This is a genomic window from Paenarthrobacter sp. NPDC057981 (assembly GCF_042886835.1).
In the GTDB taxonomy this organism is placed as follows: Bacteria; Actinomycetota; Actinomycetes; order Actinomycetales; family Micrococcaceae; genus Arthrobacter.
Map to the genome: position 1 here is coordinate 230712 of NZ_JBHVQI010000003.1, position 17921 is coordinate 248632.

16 protein-coding genes and 1 riboswitch are annotated in these 17921 nt (G+C 63.7%); of the genes, 9 read left to right on the forward strand and 7 right to left on the reverse strand.

The genetic code is table 11. The features are described 5' to 3' along the window. Window positions 1-188 precede the first annotated feature (188 nt). The gene (locus ACFVSI_RS05820) at window positions 189-1643 is read left to right on the forward strand and encodes an amino acid permease (protein ID WP_387820652.1); all 1455 of its coding nucleotides are present in this window, start codon (window positions 189-191) and stop codon (window positions 1641-1643) included. Window positions 1644-2147: 504 nt separating this feature from the next. On the opposite strand, the gene ACFVSI_RS05825 is transcribed toward ACFVSI_RS05820, so the two are convergent. The 4 genes from ACFVSI_RS05825 to ACFVSI_RS05840 all read right to left on the reverse strand — a co-directional run bounded on the left by ACFVSI_RS05825 (window position 2148) and on the right by ACFVSI_RS05840 (window position 6662). Then, window positions 2148-2630 carry a carboxymuconolactone decarboxylase family protein gene (locus tag ACFVSI_RS05825; RefSeq protein ID WP_387820654.1) on the reverse strand — a complete coding sequence of 161 codons (483 nt, stop codon included), beginning with the start codon at window positions 2628-2630 and terminating at the stop codon, window positions 2148-2150. Between the two features lie 83 nt (window positions 2631-2713). Then, window positions 2714-3775, reverse strand: coding sequence for a PLP-dependent cysteine synthase family protein (locus tag ACFVSI_RS05830; protein WP_387820657.1), 1062 nt, complete (start codon window positions 3773-3775; stop codon window positions 2714-2716). Beyond that, window positions 3772-5334, reverse strand: a complete 1563-nt coding sequence (locus tag ACFVSI_RS05835) for an aromatic amino acid ammonia-lyase (protein WP_387820660.1) — start codon at window positions 5332-5334, stop codon at window positions 3772-3774. The genes ACFVSI_RS05830 and ACFVSI_RS05835 overlap by 4 nt, the downstream gene beginning before the upstream one ends. Continuing rightward, on the reverse strand, window positions 5334-6662 hold the full coding sequence (locus tag ACFVSI_RS05840) for an NtaA/DmoA family FMN-dependent monooxygenase (protein WP_387820663.1): 1329 nt from the start codon (window positions 6660-6662) through the stop codon (window positions 5334-5336). Before ACFVSI_RS05840 ends, ACFVSI_RS05835 begins: the two co-directional genes overlap by 1 nt. Window positions 6663-6837: 175 nt before the next feature. After that, window positions 6838-6951: riboswitch (SAM riboswitch) on the forward strand. Window positions 6952-6964: 13 nt separating this feature from the next. Between ACFVSI_RS05840 and ACFVSI_RS05845 the strand changes: the two genes are divergently transcribed. The 4 genes from ACFVSI_RS05845 to ACFVSI_RS05860 are packed head-to-tail and all read left to right on the forward strand — an operon-like array spanning window position 6965 to window position 9456. After that, on the forward strand, window positions 6965-7225 hold the full coding sequence (locus tag ACFVSI_RS05845) for a DUF1737 domain-containing protein (protein WP_387820666.1): 261 nt from the start codon (window positions 6965-6967) through the stop codon (window positions 7223-7225). Beyond that, window positions 7222-7632: a rhodanese-like domain-containing protein gene (locus tag ACFVSI_RS05850; RefSeq protein WP_262276231.1), complete on the forward strand. Its 411-nt coding sequence runs from the start codon at window positions 7222-7224 to the stop codon at window positions 7630-7632. Before ACFVSI_RS05845 ends, ACFVSI_RS05850 begins: the two co-directional genes overlap by 4 nt. A gap of 2 nt (window positions 7633-7634) precedes the next feature. Continuing rightward, complete coding sequence (locus ACFVSI_RS05855) at window positions 7635-8843, forward strand: O-succinylhomoserine sulfhydrylase (RefSeq protein WP_387820668.1); 1209 nt, start codon at window positions 7635-7637, stop codon at window positions 8841-8843. Window positions 8844-8853: 10 nt separating this feature from the next. Further along, entirely contained in the window at window positions 8854-9456 is a 603-nt protein-coding gene (locus ACFVSI_RS05860) for a hypothetical protein (protein WP_387820671.1), read from the forward strand. Here ACFVSI_RS05860 and ACFVSI_RS05865 read toward each other — a convergent pair. Then, complete coding sequence (locus tag ACFVSI_RS05865; protein WP_387820673.1) at window positions 9453-10649, reverse strand: glutamate--cysteine ligase; 1197 nt, start codon at window positions 10647-10649, stop codon at window positions 9453-9455. The genes ACFVSI_RS05860 and ACFVSI_RS05865 overlap by 4 nt on opposite strands. A 219-nt stretch (window positions 10650-10868) precedes the next feature. Between ACFVSI_RS05865 and ACFVSI_RS05870 the strand changes: the two genes are divergently transcribed. Beyond that, window positions 10869-11699 (forward strand): DUF559 domain-containing protein, encoded by an 831-nt coding sequence (locus ACFVSI_RS05870; RefSeq protein ID WP_387820676.1) that lies wholly within the window; start codon window positions 10869-10871, stop codon window positions 11697-11699. A 100-nt stretch (window positions 11700-11799) separates the two neighbouring features. On the opposite strand, the gene ACFVSI_RS05875 is transcribed toward ACFVSI_RS05870, so the two are convergent. After that, entirely contained in the window at window positions 11800-13323 is a 1524-nt protein-coding gene (locus ACFVSI_RS05875; RefSeq protein ID WP_144660991.1) for a UDP-N-acetylglucosamine 1-carboxyvinyltransferase, read from the reverse strand. 200 nt (window positions 13324-13523) lie between these two features. Between ACFVSI_RS05875 and ACFVSI_RS05880 the strand changes: the two genes are divergently transcribed. Both ACFVSI_RS05880 and ACFVSI_RS05885 read left to right on the forward strand, forming a co-directional pair. Then, window positions 13524-14480, forward strand: a complete 957-nt coding sequence (locus ACFVSI_RS05880) for a DUF6973 domain-containing protein (protein WP_387820679.1) — start codon at window positions 13524-13526, stop codon at window positions 14478-14480. A gap of 125 nt (window positions 14481-14605) precedes the next feature. After that, a complete protein-coding gene (locus ACFVSI_RS05885; RefSeq protein ID WP_387820682.1) occupies window positions 14606-14956 on the forward strand; it encodes a hypothetical protein in 351 nt (116 codons plus the stop codon). A gap of 5 nt (window positions 14957-14961) precedes the next feature. Here the strand turns inward: ACFVSI_RS05885 and ACFVSI_RS05890 are convergent, their stop codons facing one another. Further along, on the reverse strand, window positions 14962-15681 hold the full coding sequence (locus ACFVSI_RS05890; RefSeq protein ID WP_387820685.1) for a siderophore-interacting protein: 720 nt from the start codon (window positions 15679-15681) through the stop codon (window positions 14962-14964). A gap of 101 nt (window positions 15682-15782) precedes the next feature. Between ACFVSI_RS05890 and ACFVSI_RS05895 the strand changes: the two genes are divergently transcribed. Continuing rightward, window positions 15783-17894, forward strand: a complete 2112-nt coding sequence (locus ACFVSI_RS05895; protein ID WP_387820688.1) for a penicillin acylase family protein — start codon at window positions 15783-15785, stop codon at window positions 17892-17894. The last annotated feature ends 27 nt before the right edge of the window (window positions 17895-17921 follow it).

Here is a 17921-nt window from a genome sequence, read left to right on the forward strand (position 1 = left end):
AATTGCTCGCATGACTCATTGATTAGGAACTCTTGGCCTCGGCCATGACCTTGTTGTGCGTTGATTCGCATTTCTTATCCTCCTTGAAATGGTCATTCGTCATGTGATGAATCTTGTTCTCGTGTTAGTTGGATCACGTCCGGCTGGCACTTCCTTCAGACTTTGCTGGCTAACTTCCCGGAGGGAATATGGGACTCAGCTCCCCCACAGAAGCCGAAGCATCGGCAACCGAAGCGCAGTCCGCGACTGCCGCTTCATCATCAGGACTCCGCCGGTCCATGGAGGCCCGGCACCTGGTCATGATCGCCATGGGCGGTGTCATCGGTTCAGGCCTTTTCGTCAGTTCCGGCTACACCATCGCCACCGCCGGCCCCTTGGGTGCGGTACTCGCCTTCCTTATTGGCGCCGTCGTGGTTTATCTCGTCATGGCTTGCCTCGGGGAACTCGCTGTTGCGTTCCCCGTATCAGGCGCATTTCACATCTATGCGGCCCGGACCATTGGACCGGCCACGGGCTTTGCCACCGCCTGGCTTTACTGGCTCTGCTGGGCCGTGGCCCTGGGTTCGGAATTCACGGCAGCAGGCCTCCTGATGCAGCGGTGGTTCCCCGGCGTCGACGTCTGGATCTGGTGCTTCGTGTTCGCCACGGTCCTCTTCACGTTGAACGCCATCTCATCGCGTGTCTTCGGTGAATCGGAGTTCTGGTTCGCGCTCATCAAGGTCGCCGCCGTCGTCGGCCTGATCATCCTGGGTGGCGCCGCGCTTGCCGGCTTCCACCCCCTTGCCGCGGGCGACTATCCCTCCTTCGGATCGAACTTCAGCACCCCTGACGGGCTCTTCCCGAACGGCTTCACCGGGGTTTTCGTCACCTGCCTGGCCGTCTTCTACGCTTTCTCCGGCTCGGAACTGATCGGCGTGGCGGCGGGCGAAACCGCCAACCCCGGCGCAACCATTCCCAAGGCCATGCGCACCACGGTGATCCGACTCATGATCTTCTTCGTCGGTGCCATCACGGTCATCGCGGCGACTATCCCGTATGAAAAAGTCAGCGTGGACGAGAGCCCGTTCGTGACCGTGTTCTCCATGCTTGGCATCCCCTACGCAGCGGACATCATGAACTTCGTGATCATCACGGCCCTGCTCTCTGCCGGCAACTGTGGGTTGTTCTCCTGTGCCCGCATGCTCTTCTCGCTGGCCGACGAAGGCCATGCTCCGCAGGTCTTCAAGAAGCTCACCAAACGCGGCATTCCCCTGGTTGCCCTCTGCGTGAGCATGCTCGGTGGGCTGGCCTCCCTCATCAGCAGCGTTGTGGCGCCTGCTACGGTCTACCTTGTGCTGGTCTCTGTGGCGGGCTTCGCGACTGTGGGCGTGTGGATGTCCATTGTGGCTTCGCACTTCATCTACCGGCGGACATTCGTGAGGAACGGCGGCGACATCAACACGCTGCCGTACAAGGCACCGCTCTTCCCGCTGGTGCCGATCCTCGCGTTCGCGCTGTGCGTTGTGTCCTTGATCGGCATTGCCTTCGATCCCAACCAAGTAGCAGCCCTTTTGTTTGGAGTTCCGTTTGTGGGCGCCTGCTACGCGTTCTTCTATTTCAAGTACGGACGCCGACGCTCACTCAAGAAGGCCCTGGACGCCTAGCTCCGTGGCTTCCTGAGCTTTGGACACCGATCGGCCCTCGGTCAACCCGTCGTGGTTGGCCGGGGGCCGATCGGTTTTGAGTTTCGGTGCCGCCACCACCTACTTTGAGGTTGCAAGGGCTACGCCACGCCGTTTGGGGAGGCGTGTCGGGTACGGCGACCAGCCAAAGTGGGTCGTGGCGGCACGCTGCAGCCTCGCTTCCTCGCGTAAAGCACGACGCCGGGCCACACCTCGCCAGCGCAGGTTACCTAACGCGGCGTCCCGACCGCTGAGGGTCTCGGTGGCTTCCTGACCCACTCTGGACGCAGATCAAACCCTTGGCCAAGCTATTGCGGTTGATCAAGGGCTGATTGGACTTGAAAGAAGGTCAGGACGCCACGCTTCCCGTGCCGCCATCACCCACTTTCATCTTCCAAAGGGTCCGCCACGCCGTCTTCCACGGCGAGTCAGGCAGGATGCACGGCCATAGTGGGTCGCAGCGGCACGCACGCAAGGCGGCTCCGGCTACTTCTTGCCAGCCCTGACCGGGTGCTCGCTCAGAATCGACAGGCGGTTGAAGGCGTTGATGCCGATCGCGGCCATGCAGATGACGCTGATCTGCTCGTCGCTGTAGTGTTGCCGGGCTTCGGCAAAGAGTTCAGGGCTGGGCCGGGAAGTGCTCATCCGGGTAATCTGCTCGGCAATCTGCATGGCTACGACTTCGGCGGGCTCGAACAGCTGCACTTCCCTATAGACGGCAACCAAGGACAACCGCTGTTCGGTTTCCCCGTACTTCAGCGCCCGCCGATGGTGCAGGTCCAGGCAAAACGCGCAGCCGTTGATCTGTGAGCATAGGTAATTGATGAGTTCCAGGGTCTGGCGTGAGATTCCAAGCCGGTCAGCCTCGTCAACCAATTGCTGTGAATAGTGACTGAGTGTCGCGTAAAGGTCGGGTTGCTGCTTATCGAGGTAACCGGCGAGCCGGGGTTTCGTTTCCTGTTCGGGCATGGTTGGAGCTTAACCCACCCTGCAGTGGGGCCACCAAGTGAGCGAGCGATCGCCCCAAACAGCAGGAACGTGAGCGAGCGTTGCTAGTCCCGGGCGTCCGGTGCGTCGGCGGAGAGGCGGATGCCGTTCTCAGCCAGCCACACCGGGTTGAAGGCCTTGCTCATGTAGTTTGTGCCGGCGTCGGGGGCTATTGCCACCACAACCGAGCCGTGAGGCGCTGCGCGGGCCACCCGTATCGCCGCCGCCACGGCGAGTCCGGACGAGGGCCCCAGCGCCAACCCTTCCTCATCGAGGAGCCGGTGGACGGTGGAGTAGACCTCGTCGTTGGGAATCCGGAGGAAGCGATCGACGATGGAGCGGTCGAAGATCTTGGGCCACTCTGCCTGCGGCCACGAGTTCCCCACTCCATCGACCAGGATCTCCCCGGGGTGCCCGCCGCTGTAGGCGGAACCATACGGGTCCGCGCCCACGACTTCCAGGTGACCGCCGGGCCGTGCAGCCGCAACCTGTTCCTTCAGGTACCGCCCGTTTCCGCTGATGGTCCCGCCCGTACCGATCCCGGCCACAAAGTGCGTCACCAGGCCACCGGTCTGTTCCCAGATTTCCGGCCCGGTCGTCTCATAATGGGCCAGCGGATTGGCCGGGTTGTCGAACTGCATGGGCCGCCATGCGCCGGGGGTCTCCTCGGTAATCCGGGCCGCCACGGCTCGGGCGTTCTCCGGGGACTCGGAGGGGGCGTTCCAATCCGTCAGAATCACCCGGGCGCCGTAGTTGTGGAGGGCGGCAAGTTTCTCTTGGGAAATCGTGTCGCCCGTGACCACCACGACCGGGTGGCCCGTGAGGTGTCCGATCAGTGCCAGCCCAATGCCGGTATTGCCGGACGTGCTCTCAACGATCGTGGCGCCGGGCTGCAGTTCACCCGAACGCTCAGCCGCCCGCACCATGCTCAATGCCGTGCGGTCCTTGATGGAGCCTCCGGGGTTCTCGGACTCCAGCTTGATCTGAATGGAACTGCCCAGCCCGCGGCTGAGCGCCTCCAACTTCACCAGCGGAGTGTTGCCAACCTTGTCCAGAACCGACGCATCGAGCCCATCCAGAGCCGCCGGCATGGCGTGCAGCCCATGTTTGCGGGTTGCCGTACTCATGACGTCTCCTCCTCAGTTTCAGGAAATAGGTGGTCCACGGCTTCCCGCAGGATTGTCCGTGCCCGCTCCACCAGCTCCGGCGCCGACGGCCGGTCTGCCAGCACGTCGGCCAGCCTGCCAACCACCAGCCCTGTCCCGTTTCCCAAAGGCTGCGCCGCTTCCGCTTCGAGCAAAAGGTACGACGCCGTCAGGGCCTCGATCGCGAGGAGCTTCTCCGCCGCATCAATGGACTTCTCCAGTTGCTGCAGGGCCAGTGGCGCCAACGTGGAGTGGTCCTCGACGTCGGCCGAGAGGGTGGGAGCACCCAGGGTCGCCGGGGCTGCCAGGAATTTGAGCTCGGCCAACAGTCCCGCCGCGGAATACCAGAGGAGCCCGGGCAGCTCCTCCTGGATCAATGCCGACGCCGATCCCGGCTCGGAGGATGCCGCTGCCAGGTGTCGGGCCCGGATGGCCCGCTGCGGTGGATACAGCTTGGCGATGCGTCGTTCGCTGGAAATGCCCACATGCGCCAAGGCCAGCCGAAGCCCTTCAAAAGACAAGGCCAGCTGCATCGGTTGGAAGTTCCCGCCGGACACCATCGCACCGGACGCCACATCAACCAACGGGTTATCTCCCCGGCCATTCAGTTCCACCTCAAGGGCCGACCGCAGTTGCGACAACAAAGACCGGAACGCACCGTGGGTTTGCGGCGCGGCACGGAACGACAATGCGTCCTGCACCGACACTTCCGGCCGGACATCCTCCAACCATCCCCCACTCAACAGGCCGCGGACAGCGGCCGCCGAGTCGCCCTGCCCGTCCACTGCCTTGGCCGCCTGGATGGCCGGCGAAAAGGGACTGAGGTTCCCGCCGCCGTCGTACCTTGCGATGATCTCCAGCGAAAGTGAAAGCGCGACGTCGGCCAACCGGGCCAGGTGCCGCAGACGCACCAAGGCGAGGGTACCGGCACCAATGGAGAACGCGTTGGCGCTCACCAGGGCCAGGGCCTCACCGGCAGCGGGCTGGAGGGGTTGAAGGCCTGCGGCGGCGAGCGCTTTGGCGCCAGGAACCAGCAAGCCGGAGGCGTCGAACGCTTCGCCTTCGCCCAAGGCAACAGCGGCGACGGCGGCCAGCTGCGTCAGGTCGGATGAGCCCACCGAGCCTTCGCCAGGGATGGCGGGAAAGACGCCGCGGTTGAGTAACTCGGCGTAGAACGCGGCGGTCTCTGGTCGGACGCCTGAGCCGCCCCTGCTGAAGCCGATCAGGCGGGCGAGGATCACCGACCGGGCGGCAGCCCGGTCCAAGTACGGGCCAACCCCACTGTTGTGATACCGGACCACCTGGACTTGGTACGCCAGGAGCGACTTCTCCTCCACAGCGGTGTCGCGGCCGGATCCGAGCAGAGTGTTAAGGCCGTAAACCCGTTGGCCGGAGGCGGCAGTCTTTTCCACGACTTCGCGGGATTGTCGGAGCAAATTCAACGCATCTTGGTTGAGTTCCACATGAAACGTGGGGTCAGCGGCCACCTTCGCGGCGATGAGCGCGGAAACCGGGCCGGTTCCGATGCTGAAGGTCCCCACTAGAAATCCAAGAGATTCTGCCGGAAACCGCCGTTGCCGTAGCTCGTCCTCAACAGGCCGCGGCGCCGCAGTTCAGGCGTGAGCTTGTCCAGAACGCCATGCACAGTCACGGGATCCACGAAGCCGGAGAACAGAAACCCGTCTCCGCCCACAGCCGAGCCTGTTTCCTCGAGGTAGTCGGCAATCTCTCCCACTGTGCCGATGATCGAGTCTCCCGCACCACCACTGCGTGCCTGCAGGATTTCGCGCAATGTGGATCCGGGAGGGGCGGCCTTGGCGAAATGTTCCAGGGTTCCCTGGTTGCTGTTGGTGCTGAGCTCGGGGAGGGGCTGATCCAGGTCGAACTGCTTGAAGTCGATCACTGAGAGGTAGGAGATGGAGTTTAGCTGGCTGTCTATGTCGCGCTGGGTCAGCTCCCGACGCTGGGCCCGCAGCTCCTCTGCCTCCGCAGTGGAACCCACCACGGTGGGCTTCAGCACAAAAAGTACCTTCACGTCGTCGGGGTTCCTCCCGGCCTTCGCGGCCTCGGCGCGGATGGAATCGCGGTAGGACTTCATACCGTCAACCCCGCGGGCCAAGGCAATGGCAACATCCGCGTGGCCGCCGGCGAACGCCTTGCCTCGTGGCGAAGCACCAGCCTGAACCAGGACAGGTTCCTCGGGCAAAGGCGCTGTGTTCAACGGACCCCGGACTTTGAAGAACTCTCCTTGATGGTTGATGGGGTGCACTTTGCCGTGGTCGGCAAAGACGCCGGCTTCCACGTCCTCGAGCACGGCGCCAGGTTCCCAACTCCGCCACAGCCGCCTGACGACGTCGACGAATTCCTCCGCCTTCTCATACCGGAGGTCGTGTTCGATCTGCTGGTCCAGGCCGTAGTTCTGTGCCGCGAGGTCGCTGCCGGACGTGACTACGTTCCAGCCGAGCTGCCCCTCCGAAAAATGCTGCAACGTTGCCAGCAGCCGGGCCGCGGTGAAGGGCGGGTAAAAGGAAGCGCTGACGGTCGGCACAATCCCGAGGTGTTCGGTGGCGGAGAGCAAGTAGGGCACCAATGCCAGGGGATCGTGCTTTGGAGCAAAGGAGGCATGGGCCAGGGAAACCTCGGCTGTGCCACCGTAGGTGTCGGGCACCGTCAGGGAATCCTCGATGATGAACAGGTCCAGCCCGGATCGCTCAAAGGCCCGGACAGCCTCCTGGTAGAGGGCGGGTTTCTTCCAGTCATAGCCCAAGCTGTAGCCAGGAGTCCCCCAACCCTGCACCCCGAATCCGTGGCCCACGAACCATCCAAAATGAAGCATGGGCTTGAGTGTAGAACTGCTCTGTCCGCTCACCGCGACCTGATTTCACACGAAGTTACAGGGGGTCGTACTGCGTCAATTATGCTCCCGGGAGGTCACATTTGGGGCCTGTCTGCAGCGGCCCGCCCAGGGACCGATTACGCAACATGACGACGGCGGCGCTGTCCCCAAATGCGGCGACGGCGCCTTGGATGTTACGTTTTTCTTGAGTAATGAGCACCAGCGTTAAGCCCTGACTTGCTGGTCGGCAACCCTCTCCCGCGGCGGGGTGCCTCAGGTGACTACTCGGCGTATTCGACACTTCGAACTGCAAGCGTGACTGAGGAGCACCACGAATGCCTGAACCCACTGAAGAAAAACTCGCTTATCGCCTGATCACTGGTCCCGACACCCGTGAATTCTGCGAGCGCATCAGCAATGCCCTAGCAGAGGGCTACGTCCTGCACGGCAATCCAGCAGCCACCTTCAACGGCACCGACGTGATTGTCGCCCAGGCCGTGATCCTGCCTGCCGCCGTCGCCAGTTCCGACGCCGCAGTGGCGAGCGCCGTGGACGAGTTGGAGAACTACGAAGAAGCATTCGAGGGCCACGCATGAGCTACGCAGGTGACCTGACCCCGCACGACGCGTGGGCCAAACTTGAACAAGGCGCCATCCTGGTGGACGTCCGTACTGAGGGTGAATGGGCCCACATCGGCATCCCCGACACCAAGGCCACCGAGAACGATCCCCTGTTCATCCAGTGGAACCTCGCCGGTGGCATCCCGAACTCCCGTTTCATCGAGGAGCTGCAGCAGCAGGCTCCCGAAGCCGACGGCGTGGAGCTGGTGTTCCTCTGCCGCTCGGGCCAGCGCTCAATCGCCGCCGCCATCGCCGCCACGCAGGCCGGATTCACCGCCTACAACGTGCTGGAAGGCTTTGAGGGTGAGCCGGACCGTTATGGCGAACGTACTGTAAACGGCTGGAAGAACCGCGGCCTGCCTACCAACTTGGGGAACGACTAAAAGTGACATTCAATCCTGACGCCGCCGGCTGGAGCCCTGACACCCAGGCCGTCCGCGGTGGACTTGACCGTACCAACTTCCAGGAGACCGCCGAACCGGTTTTCCTCAACTCCGGCTTCGTGTACGAATCCGCTGCCGCTGCGGAGCGCGCCTTCACCGGCGAGGACGAACGCTTCGTCTACTCCCGCTACGGCAACCCGAGCGTGGCCACCTTCCAGGAGCGCCTCCGTCTGCTTGAAGGAACCGAGGCATGCTTTGCGACGGCGTCCGGCATGTCCGCTGTGTTCACCGCCTTGGGTGCCCTGCTGGCTGCCGGCGACCGCGTGGTTGCCGCCCGTTCCCTCTTTGGTTCGTGCTTCGTGATCCTTAACGAAATCCTGCCGCGCTGGGGCGTGGAGACCGTCTTTGTCGACGGACCGGACCTGGAGCAGTGGCGCGAGGCCCTCTCCGAGCCGACCACCGCCGTCTTCTTCGAATCCCCGTCCAACCCGATGCAGGAGATCGTCGACATCGCGGCCGTCAGCGAACTGGCGCATGCCGCCGGGGCGACCGTCGTCGTCGACAATGTCTTTGCCACTCCCCTGCTGCAGCGCTGCGGTGACCTGGGCGCCGACGTCATTGTCTACTCGGGCACCAAGCACATCGATGGCCAGGGACGCGTCATGGGTGGCGCCATCCTGGGCACCAAGGAATTCATCGACGGCCCGGTCAAGCAGCTCATGCGCCACACCGGCCCCTCGCTGTCCTCGTTCAACGCCTGGGTGCTCACCAAGGGCCTTGAGACCATCGGGCTGCGCGTGAACCACAGCTCGGCATCGGCCTTGAAGATCGCCGAATGGCTCGAACAGCAGCCTGCCATCAGCTGGGTCAAGTACCCGCTGCTGAAGTCACACCCCCAGTATGAGCTGGCCACCAAGCAGATGAAGGCCGGCGGGACCGTGCTGACCTTCGAGCTCTCGCCGTCCGGCGGCCGTACTGCCAAGGAATCCGCGTTCGCACTGCTCGATGGCCTGCGCGTCATCGACATCTCCAACAACCTGGGCGACTCCAAATCCCTCATCACCCACCCGGCCACCACCACGCACCGGGCCATGGGTCCGGAGGGTCGTGCGGCCATCGGATTGTCCGACGGCGTGGTCCGTTTGTCTGTGGGCCTCGAGGACGTGGACGACCTCATCCTGGATCTGGAGAAGGCCCTCAAACAGGTCTAACCTTGCTGGCATGAGGCATCCATACCGCCGGGCGGGGGCTGTCATCGTTGCGGGTTCGGTGGTGTGGTTGGCCGGCATTTCGCCAGGTTCGCGCGTGTACCTCATGCGCGAACCGGCTGAGCGCCTGGACGTGCTGATCAACAGCGAGCGCGGATGGGTCATCGGCCATCATTTGGCCGCTGCGGGAACGGCCGCGGTGCCACTCGGCTTCGCGGCCTTTGCCGGTGCGCAATGTCCCGGTGCCTCCAAAACGTGGGCCTCCACGGCTGCTACGGCCTTGCTCGCAGGGGCACCGCTTTTCATCTACAGCCTGAGCCGCCGGGCGTCGGACCTTGAGCGTTTCGCTTCATTCCGGGGATCCAACGCACCGTTCCTCGGTTACTCCTGGCTGCACGTGGCGGGTCTGGCGGCACTGGGAGGCAGCCTCCTGAAGTCCCCCGCCAAACGATGGGTGGGCATCACGGCAGCCGGGGTGGCCGCTGTTTCCGGAGCGGTCCTTGCCACGGCCAAAGACATTCCGCCCCTGGTCTTCTATCTCACTGAAGGGGCCTTGGGCGCATATCTGATGACCTGGGCTGAAGCCCCTGCCGACGCTGAACAGAAGGAAGACTAGGGCCGCCGCACCCTTGTCATCATGGGTGAGGGGTCCCTGGGCCCGGGCTGCGCGCTGCCACGAACAGTCACTTTCGCAGCATGCGCGACGACGGCCGCAAGCGATTCTTCGTCAGGAGGACTCCCGGGCGGGGTGGCCCCGTCGCGGTGCCTCCCGCTGTATCGTGCCGCAGCATCCCGCTGCTCGAGTGCTCCGTTGCCGCGCTCCAAAATCTCCGCAATACCGGACTTGACGAGCGTCAATTCACCTTGGTCATCCAAGACAGGGCTTAGGTAATCCACCAAAGCCCACACCACGTCCGCCGCAGGCTGTGGTCGGAAATCGCCGAAGTCCAGGAGGTCTCCGCGCAACCCTGAATTACTGGCGCGCCAACCGGCCATCCGCAGCAGTGCGGTCGGCACCGGGGTGGGGTCAACGCCGTCGAGCATTTCCAGAGACGCCGTCTCCACCAATGCCCGGACCAGCACCGCGATCAGCGCCGCGTCCTCGGCCCGGAGGCAGACGTCGGCCACCCGGACCTCCACTGTTGGGTGGTTCCTGGAAATCCTGGCATCGAAGTAGACCATTCCCTCGTCCAGGATCACTCCGGTGTCCAGCAAGCGCTGCACCACGCGGCGATAGGCCGTCAGCGAGCCGAAAAGTGACGACGGGCCGGACGTCGGCCACCGATTCCATGCCTGGGTGCGGTAACTGTCGAAACCCGTGGGAAGTCCACGCCAGTAGGGGGAATTCGCGGAGAGCGCTGTGAGGACGGCGAGCTTGTCCCGAATATGGTCCAGCACCACCACGCCTTCTTCGGGTGACTCCACCGAGGTGTGCACGTGGAAGCCGCAGGTCAGTTGCTCGGTGGCAATGATGCCGAAGTGGTCCAGCATGGCGGCGTAGCGCGGGTCCGGGGTGGTGTGGGTGTTCGAGGCCAGCGGAGAGGTCGCGATCGCGGCAACCCTTGCGCCGTGCTGCCGGGCTGCTTGATTGGCCATGGCCCGGCCGCGGCGGATCTGCTGGAGGATGTCGGCGTAGCTGTGACACGGGCGTGTTTGGGTTTCGATTTGTTCCAGCTTGAGCTCCGGGCTGAGGCCGGTGGTCGTCGCGGGTTCGTCATGACCGGCCAGAAGCGCATCCGCGAGAGCCAAGGGCGCGCCTGTGACGGGATCCACGATGAGCAGTTCTTCCTCCACCCCGAAAGTCCGCATGCTCCATTCTGCGTCACGAGTGGCTTTCCAGAACACAGGGTGGAGCGTGTGGTGCGGGCTGCGGCAATGAATTCTGCTGAATCATCGCCAATGGGAGCTCAGCGGACCCGCGGATTAGCGGGGTCATGGGAGCGGGGCGACGGCGATGATCCAGCAGAATTGTCCACATACGGGAAGTTTCCGGGCTCGGAAGGCACCCGCTCGTGGCTGACTGAACCCATGAACGCGTTCGAATTCCTGTCATCAGTAGGTGGAGTGGCCAAGGTGGGTCTTCTCAGGGCCCACGGGCACACCACGGCGGACCTGAGGAAGCTCGAAGGGGCCTATCAACCGCGGCATGGCATATGGGCTCTGCCATCTGCAGATACGGAGTTTGTCGTGGCCCTCGTGAACAACGGACTTCTGACGTGCGCAAGCGCTGCTGTCCGCTATGGCCTCTGGCTCAAGGACAAACCGGGAAGACTTCATTTGGCAACCAAGCACAACAGAGGCCGGGGGTTTATCCGGCACGGCGGTCCAAGGCTGGGCCCGGAGCTCCACGTGCCGGTTGCATCCCTGGAAGACACCGTCATTCATGCTCTTACGTGCCTACCGGAGGTCGACGCTATTGCCGTGGCCCAGTCCGCGATAAAAAACCGAGGAGTTTCCCGCGACGTCCTGGAGGGCGAGCTGCGGGCCAACTACTTTGGGAATGCGAGGAAACGACTGAGGATGGCCGATGGCTTATCCGAGTCCGTTCCGGAGATCAGTGCCCGCCTGCTCTTCGAATCAGAGGGTCTCTCATTCAGACGCCAGGTCCGTATCTCCGGAGTGGGCCGGGTGGACACCCTGATTGATGGCTGGCTGATCGTGGAGGTCAATGGTTATCAATTCCACAGTTCAAGGGACGCGTGGCGGAAGGACATGGCCAGGTTGAACGCGGCGCAGGCAAGGGGTTTCAACATCCTGAGCTTTGCTCCCGAGCAGATTTGGAGTTCCCCGGACGATGTCATGGAGCAGATTCGTGGATTCCTGGCGCGGGGACGGCCACACACTCGGCCCTGTCCCTGAGTTTTCTGCTGGATCATTGCGGGAGGAATGAGGAGGCAAGCCCTTCACTCGGGCCTGCCTCCTATGTCTCACACTGGTGATCCAGCAGAATCCCCGAAGATCAGTCCTGGAAGTACTCCACCTTCGCGCCGATGGTGTTCAGGCGCTCGGCCAAGTCCTCATAGCCGCGCTCAATCACGTAAATGTTGCGCAACTCCGATGTGCCCCGGGCCGCCAGCATCGCCAGCAGCAGGCAGGCGGCGGGGCGCAAGGCAGGCGGGCATCCGACCTCGGCGGCACGCCACTTGGTGGGTCCGTTGACATAGATCCTGTGCGGGTCCAGGAGTTGTACCTGGGCGCCGAGCTTGTTCAGCTCCGTCAGGTAAATGGCACGGTTCTCGTAGACCCAGTCGTGGATCATGGTCTGGCCCTCGGCATTGCCGGCGATGACGGCGAAGAAGGGCAGGTTGTCGATGTTGAGGCCGGGGAACGGCATCGGGTGGATCTTGTCCTGCGGGGCATGAAGCTCCGAAGGCTTGGTGGTCACATCCACCAACCGGGTGCGGCCGTTGCGGGCCATGTATTCACCGGAGACCTCCAGTTTCTGGCCCATCTGCTCAAGGGTGGCCAGTTCGATCTCCATGAATTCAATGGGGACGCGGCGAATGGTGACCTCGGAGTTGGTCACGATGCCGGCGGTGATCAGGCTCATGGCCTCGATGGGGTCCTCGGACGGGAAGTACTCGATGTCCACGTCGATGGCCGGTCGGCCGGTGATCTTCAGCGTGGTGGTACCGACGCCCTGGATATCAACACCCAAGCCCTCCAGGTAGAAGCAGAGGTCCTGGACCATGTAGTTCGGGCTGGCGTTGCGGATCACCGTGGTGCCTTCGCGGTGGGCGGCGGCCATGATTGCGTTTTCCGTGACCGTGTCGCCGCGCTCGGTCAGCACGAAGGAGCGGTGGTGTCCGTCGGCCGGAGGAGCAGCCACCGAGTAGAACCCGGACTTGGCTTCAACGGTCAGGCCGAACTCGCGCAGCGCCTGCATGTGGGGTTCAACGGTTCGGGTGCCGAGGTCGCATCCACCGGCATACGGCAGCAGGTATTCGCTGGTCTCATCCAGGAGCGGTCCCAGCAGCATGATGACGCTGCGGGTACGGCGGGCGGCGTCCACATCCATCGACTCGAGATCCAGGACCTCGGGCCGGCGAATGCGCAGATCGCTGCCGTTGAGCCAGGTGCACTCCACGCCGATGGATGTCAGGACTTCAACAATCCGGTTGACCTCTTCGATCCGTGCCAACCGGCGCAGGGTGGTGGTGCCGCGGTTGATGAGGCTCGCGCACAGCAGTGCCACACCGGCGTTCTTGCTGCTGTTGACATCCACTTCGCCCGAAAGCGTCCGCCCGCCTTCCACCCGAAGGTGGGTCATCTGGGGTTTGCCCACTTTGACGATGGAACGGCCGAAGATTGCCTCGAGGCGTTCGATCATCCGGAGGCTCAGGTTCTGTTTACCTTGCTCCATCCGGGCGATTGCGCTTTGGCTGGTTCCCAGCTCAGTAGCCAACTGCCCCTGCGTCCAGCCCTTTTCTCCACGTGCATTGCGGAGCAGGAGGCCGACGTGTTCTGCGGTAGGTTGAGTCATACCCAAGAAATATCACAAATGAGTTAGAACTGGCTACCAAAACACGGTTTGCGCGGCAAACGTCACACCCTACCCGTTTTGTGCGATAAAGCCCGACGGCGGCGCGCAGTGCTGGACGGAGATTTCCACATGGGCACCCGTCCCCATTGTTCCCAAGGCATGGGATGGCTGACCATGAATTGGAAACTACAGGGGGAAACATGCCTTTCTACGGCGCCGACGTCGACCAACTCAAAGCACTCTCAAAGTCCCTGGCCAGCGGCGCTCTGGCACTGTCCGGCCGGGCCCGGGAACTTGACTCTCTCATCACCCGGAACGGTCATTGGCGTGGCAACGATTCAGAGCGTTTCACCGCCGAATGGCAGGGCAGTCTTCGACCACTGCTGGAGAGGACCTCGCGGCAGATGGACGAGGCCTCCCGGTCAGTGCTGGCCAATGCACAGGAGCAATCTGCTGCATCCACGGATGGCGCACCCGGCTCCGCCGGAAAAGGTCCTGGAACTTTGCCGACCTTCAAGGCGGGCACAGTGGCTGCCACGGATGACCATCGTCCGTCGCCCCAGGAAATACTGGAGCAGTACCAGGTCAGTGACGCCAAGACCACCAATTGGCCCGGCGACTGGGACCCGCTGCGCTTTGTCGTTGACCAAAGGGTGGTCACCGAGAAGGAAGCAGAACTGCTCAACGGCCTGGGCCCATTCGAAATGAACGCTTTCAAGGGCATCCACGACGACGCGTTCAGTGTTGCAGATGAGCGCTTCCCCAGCGCCGACCAGAACGATGACCAGAATGACGCCTTCCGGCACGCGTACTGGAACGCCCTGATGGTCAAGGAGTTCGGCGCCGAATGGGCTGAGGACTACGCCACGGCACACGAACAACTGCCTGGCAACCCGGCGCCCCGCGAAGCCATGGATTTGTACAACAATGAAGTAGGCCGCAACGTGGCTATCGCCCACCCGGACGCCAGCGCTGAGGAGCTTGCCGACTTGATTGAGAAAGCCGTGAACAACGGCGATACCGTGGTGGTGGGGCCGGACCTCTTGCCGCACCCGTCCAACGAAGTTCCCATGGACCAAACCGGCGACGCGAATAACGCCGAACCGGCCCCGGGCAAGGACCCGGAGTTCAACGACGAGTCGAGGACAACCTCGTGAGCGTCCCGCACCAACAACAAGCCCGACGGCGGATGCGGACTACCGCAGGCCGCGCCGCCCTAGCCTGCCTGCTCACCTTTGCCCTGGCCTTCACTCTTGCCGCTTGTTCCCTGGGAGGAACCGTTATGCCCGAATCCAACGAGCCACTCAACAGCAAAGTGCTCGATTCCGCCACCAATGGCACGTCCTTGAAGCTGGCCGATGCCACGGACTTCGAGTGGGACCAGGCCGGGTTTGTCCTGTCGGGAACGCCGGCGAAGGACATCGAGGAGGCCTTCGGCGAACCCCTCACCAAGGAGAACCGCTACACCGCATCACCGGCGCTGTTCGTGTTCCTGAAGGACGGCAAAGTGGCCAAGGCAGTCCGCATAGTCCCGGATGCCTTCTTCGGAGCCGACGCGAAGAAGAAGTATGGCCGGGACGTGGTGCTCACCCCTCCGGAAGGCAAAAAGGGCTTCCTGAACTGGCGCGAGTAAAGGACCTACGCCCGCCAGTAGCCCAGCGCATCAATCCGGTGCTTGTCCACGCCCAAGCCCTTCCGCAAATGCTTGACGATTGCCCGGGTACTTGACGCTTCGCACGCGATCCAGAAGAAGTCTTCCGCCACGGCCACGGAACCGGACGTCAGCGAACCACACACCTCCTCGACCAACGCTGACCCGTCGCGTTTGCGCGGAATCCAGGTGACCACATCGGAATCCGAGGCCCGCACCTCAAGGGAGGGGTCGGCGTCGTGCTTGTACTCAAGCCAGGCCGTGACGGGGACCGATCCCCGCGCGTCCAGCAGCGAGTTGATGGCGGGAATGGATGCAGGGTCGCCCACCACCCAAATGCGGCGCGGCGCGGGCTGCGGAAAGCTGAACGAGCTGCCTTGGACGGTGGCGTCGATGGTGTCGCCGGCTTGGGCAGTGCGTGCCCAATCAGCCGCCACCCCGGCGTGCATCGCGAAATCCATGCTGAACGTGCCGGAGGCCGGATCCGCGTCCACCAGGGTGTAGGCGCGCTGATGGGCCTTGCCGGAGTCGTCGAACCACAGCCGGATCCACATGGTGGGGTGCAGGCCGCTGGCCTTCAAGAGTCCGCCGTCGCGAACGTGCACGCGGAGGAAATCCGGCGTGATCTCTTCCCGGCCGGTCACCTTCAAGGTGAAGTCCTTGGCACCCATAACCTTGAGGACGACGCCTTCCCAATTGCGCTTCAAAAAGCATCCCTCCACGAACGGCCACAATTTGTGTGCGCGGCCGATGCCACCTATCTTGAACTTAAGTAAGCCTAACCTAAGCCCGAAAGCAGCCAGAGAACATGACGCCACCTTCCGCCCCGGCAGGTGGTCCCGGGAACTACCGGGACAACTGGGGCATTCCGCATCTCTGGGCTGACTCGGCGGATCAACTCGCCTTCCTCCAAGGCCGTAACGCCGGGGCGGACCGTTCGTGGCAGATCGAGCTGGAACGCTGGCGGTCGGAAGGCCGCACCGCGGAAGTGCTGGGCCCCGACGCCGTGGTCTGGGACCGCTTTGCCCGGCAGGCCCGGCTCAATGACACAGCACGCCGCTGCTTCGACAAGCTCCCCCACCAGACCCAGCGCTGGTGTGCCCAGTACGTGGCCGGCATCAACCAGGCCCTCGACGACGGGCTCCGCGGCGGCCAGGAGTTCGACGAAGCCAGCTGTACGCCGGAACCTTGGCTACCTTGGACTCCCTTGGGCGTCTTCCTGGTGCACCACATCCTCTTCTCGACCTTCCCCAACAAAATGTTCCGCGCCCACGTCGCACGGGCTCTCGGGGACGACGCCGTGGACCTGTTCAGCATCGAAGCCCCGGTCTGGTCAGGAAGCAACGCCTGGGCCGCCCACGGTTCCACGACGGCGAGCGGGCAGCCGTTGATCGCCGGAGACCCCCACCGCCTGATGGAACTGCCCGGCGTTTACCAGCAGGTGCGGCTCGCGTGTCCGGAATTCGACGTTGTGGGCTTCGCGTTCCCCGGCGTCCCGGGCTTGCCGCACTTCGCCCATACCGGCCACGCTGCCTGGGCCGTCACCAACGCCATGGCCGATTATCAGGACCTTTTCGTGGAAGAACTCCGCCGGATCCGGGACGCCGACGGCGAACACATCGAGGCGCGCGGCCCGGAAGGCTGGCAAACCGCCGTCGTCAGTTCCGAAACCATCAGGGTACGCGGCGGCGACGCCGTTACGGTCGAAATCATCGAGACTGCCCGTGGTCCAGTCGTCTCTGAAACGCCCGACGGCGGCGCCCTGAGCTTGCGCTTTCCGGCGCGGGTTGAAGGGCGGTTGGGTTTCGAGGCCCTCCTGCCGCTGCTGCGGAGCCGGAGCGTCGCCGACGTTGAAGCTGCCTTCGATGCATGGGTGGAGCCCGTCAACAGTGTGGTGGCCGCAGATTCGTCGGGGGCTGTGAGACATTTCGTTGCCGGGTTGGTTCCGCAGCGCAACCCGGCAAACCGCCGCTTGCCCGCGCCGGCACCTTCGGCGCGCCACGCCTGGGACGGGCACTACGCAGCGTTGCCCCGCACCGAGATCCAGCGGTTCGCGGTCAGCGCCAACGATCGCGCGGCCGGCGGCGGGAATACTGTAGCCATGGAGTTCGCGCCCGCCCATCGTGCCGTGCGCATCCGGCACTTGCTGGAGTCCGCTCCCGCGGGGACGCTCACCGTTGACAATATGCAGGCCATCCACACTGACACACTGCTGGGTCCTTGGCCCGTCTTCCGGCGGATTCTTGGCTCAATTCACCCCGGCGCGCTCTCCCCGAAGGCAACGGACGTGAGGTCGCAGCTTCTGGCCTGGGATGGCCGGATGGACGCGGACAGCCAGCAGGCGGCGCTCTTCGCTGCTTGGCGCGGTGCTTTGGTCCAGCGCTTCCACGGGCACGCGGCTCTGGCTCCGTTGGACACGCCCAGCGGATACTCCCCCTTGTTCGGGCCATGGTTGTCTGTGGCATCGCGCATCGGCTTTGCACTGGAGACACTGCTGGACCGGGCCCCGGAACTGGGTATCGACGTGAACACGGAAGCTGTGGCGGCGTTGGAGGACACGGCACGGGAAGACGTTTCGCTGGACCGAGCATCCTGGGGCGACCGGCACAAGCTGTCGGCAGTACACGTCCTCCCCGAGGCTATTGCGGCAACGGTACCCACATCCGGCCTTGGCGGAGATACCGGTTGCGTGCTGAGCACCGAGAGCCTCCCCGGAGTGGAAGACAGAAGCTTCCGGGGTCCTGTCGCCCGTTATGTCTGGGACCTGGGCGATCGGGCCAACAGCCGATGGGTCGTGCCTTTTGGTGCCGCCGGAACCCCCGGTCACAGGCGCTTTGCAGACCAACTCCCGCTGTGGACTGACGGCCGGCTGCTCCCTGTGGCCACCGACTGGTCCGCCCTGGCCAAAGACACCCACTGACAGCGGCACCGGCCGCACCAACATAAG

Coding starts and splice junctions, on each gene's coding strand:
- ACFVSI_RS05820 (WP_387820652.1), top strand. CDS start 189: ATGGGACTCAGCTCCCCCACAGAAGCCGAAGCATCGGCAACCGAAGCG.
- ACFVSI_RS05825 (WP_387820654.1), bottom strand. CDS start 2,630: ATGCCCGAACAGGAAACGAAACCCCGGCTCGCCGGTTACCTCGATAAG.
- ACFVSI_RS05830 (WP_387820657.1), bottom strand. CDS start 3,775: ATGAGTACGGCAACCCGCAAACATGGGCTGCACGCCATGCCGGCGGCT.
- ACFVSI_RS05845 (WP_387820666.1), top strand. CDS start 6,965: ATGCCTGAACCCACTGAAGAAAAACTCGCTTATCGCCTGATCACTGGT.
- ACFVSI_RS05850 (WP_262276231.1), top strand. CDS start 7,222: ATGAGCTACGCAGGTGACCTGACCCCGCACGACGCGTGGGCCAAACTT.
- ACFVSI_RS05860 (WP_387820671.1), top strand. CDS start 8,854: ATGAGGCATCCATACCGCCGGGCGGGGGCTGTCATCGTTGCGGGTTCG.
- ACFVSI_RS05865 (WP_387820673.1), bottom strand. CDS start 10,649: ATGCGGACTTTCGGGGTGGAGGAAGAACTGCTCATCGTGGATCCCGTC.
- ACFVSI_RS05870 (WP_387820676.1), top strand. CDS start 10,869: ATGAACGCGTTCGAATTCCTGTCATCAGTAGGTGGAGTGGCCAAGGTG.
- ACFVSI_RS05875 (WP_144660991.1), bottom strand. CDS start 13,323: ATGACTCAACCTACCGCAGAACACGTCGGCCTCCTGCTCCGCAATGCA.
- ACFVSI_RS05880 (WP_387820679.1), top strand. CDS start 13,524: ATGCCTTTCTACGGCGCCGACGTCGACCAACTCAAAGCACTCTCAAAG.
- ACFVSI_RS05885 (WP_387820682.1), top strand. CDS start 14,606: ATGCCCGAATCCAACGAGCCACTCAACAGCAAAGTGCTCGATTCCGCC.
- ACFVSI_RS05895 (WP_387820688.1), top strand. CDS start 15,783: ATGACGCCACCTTCCGCCCCGGCAGGTGGTCCCGGGAACTACCGGGAC.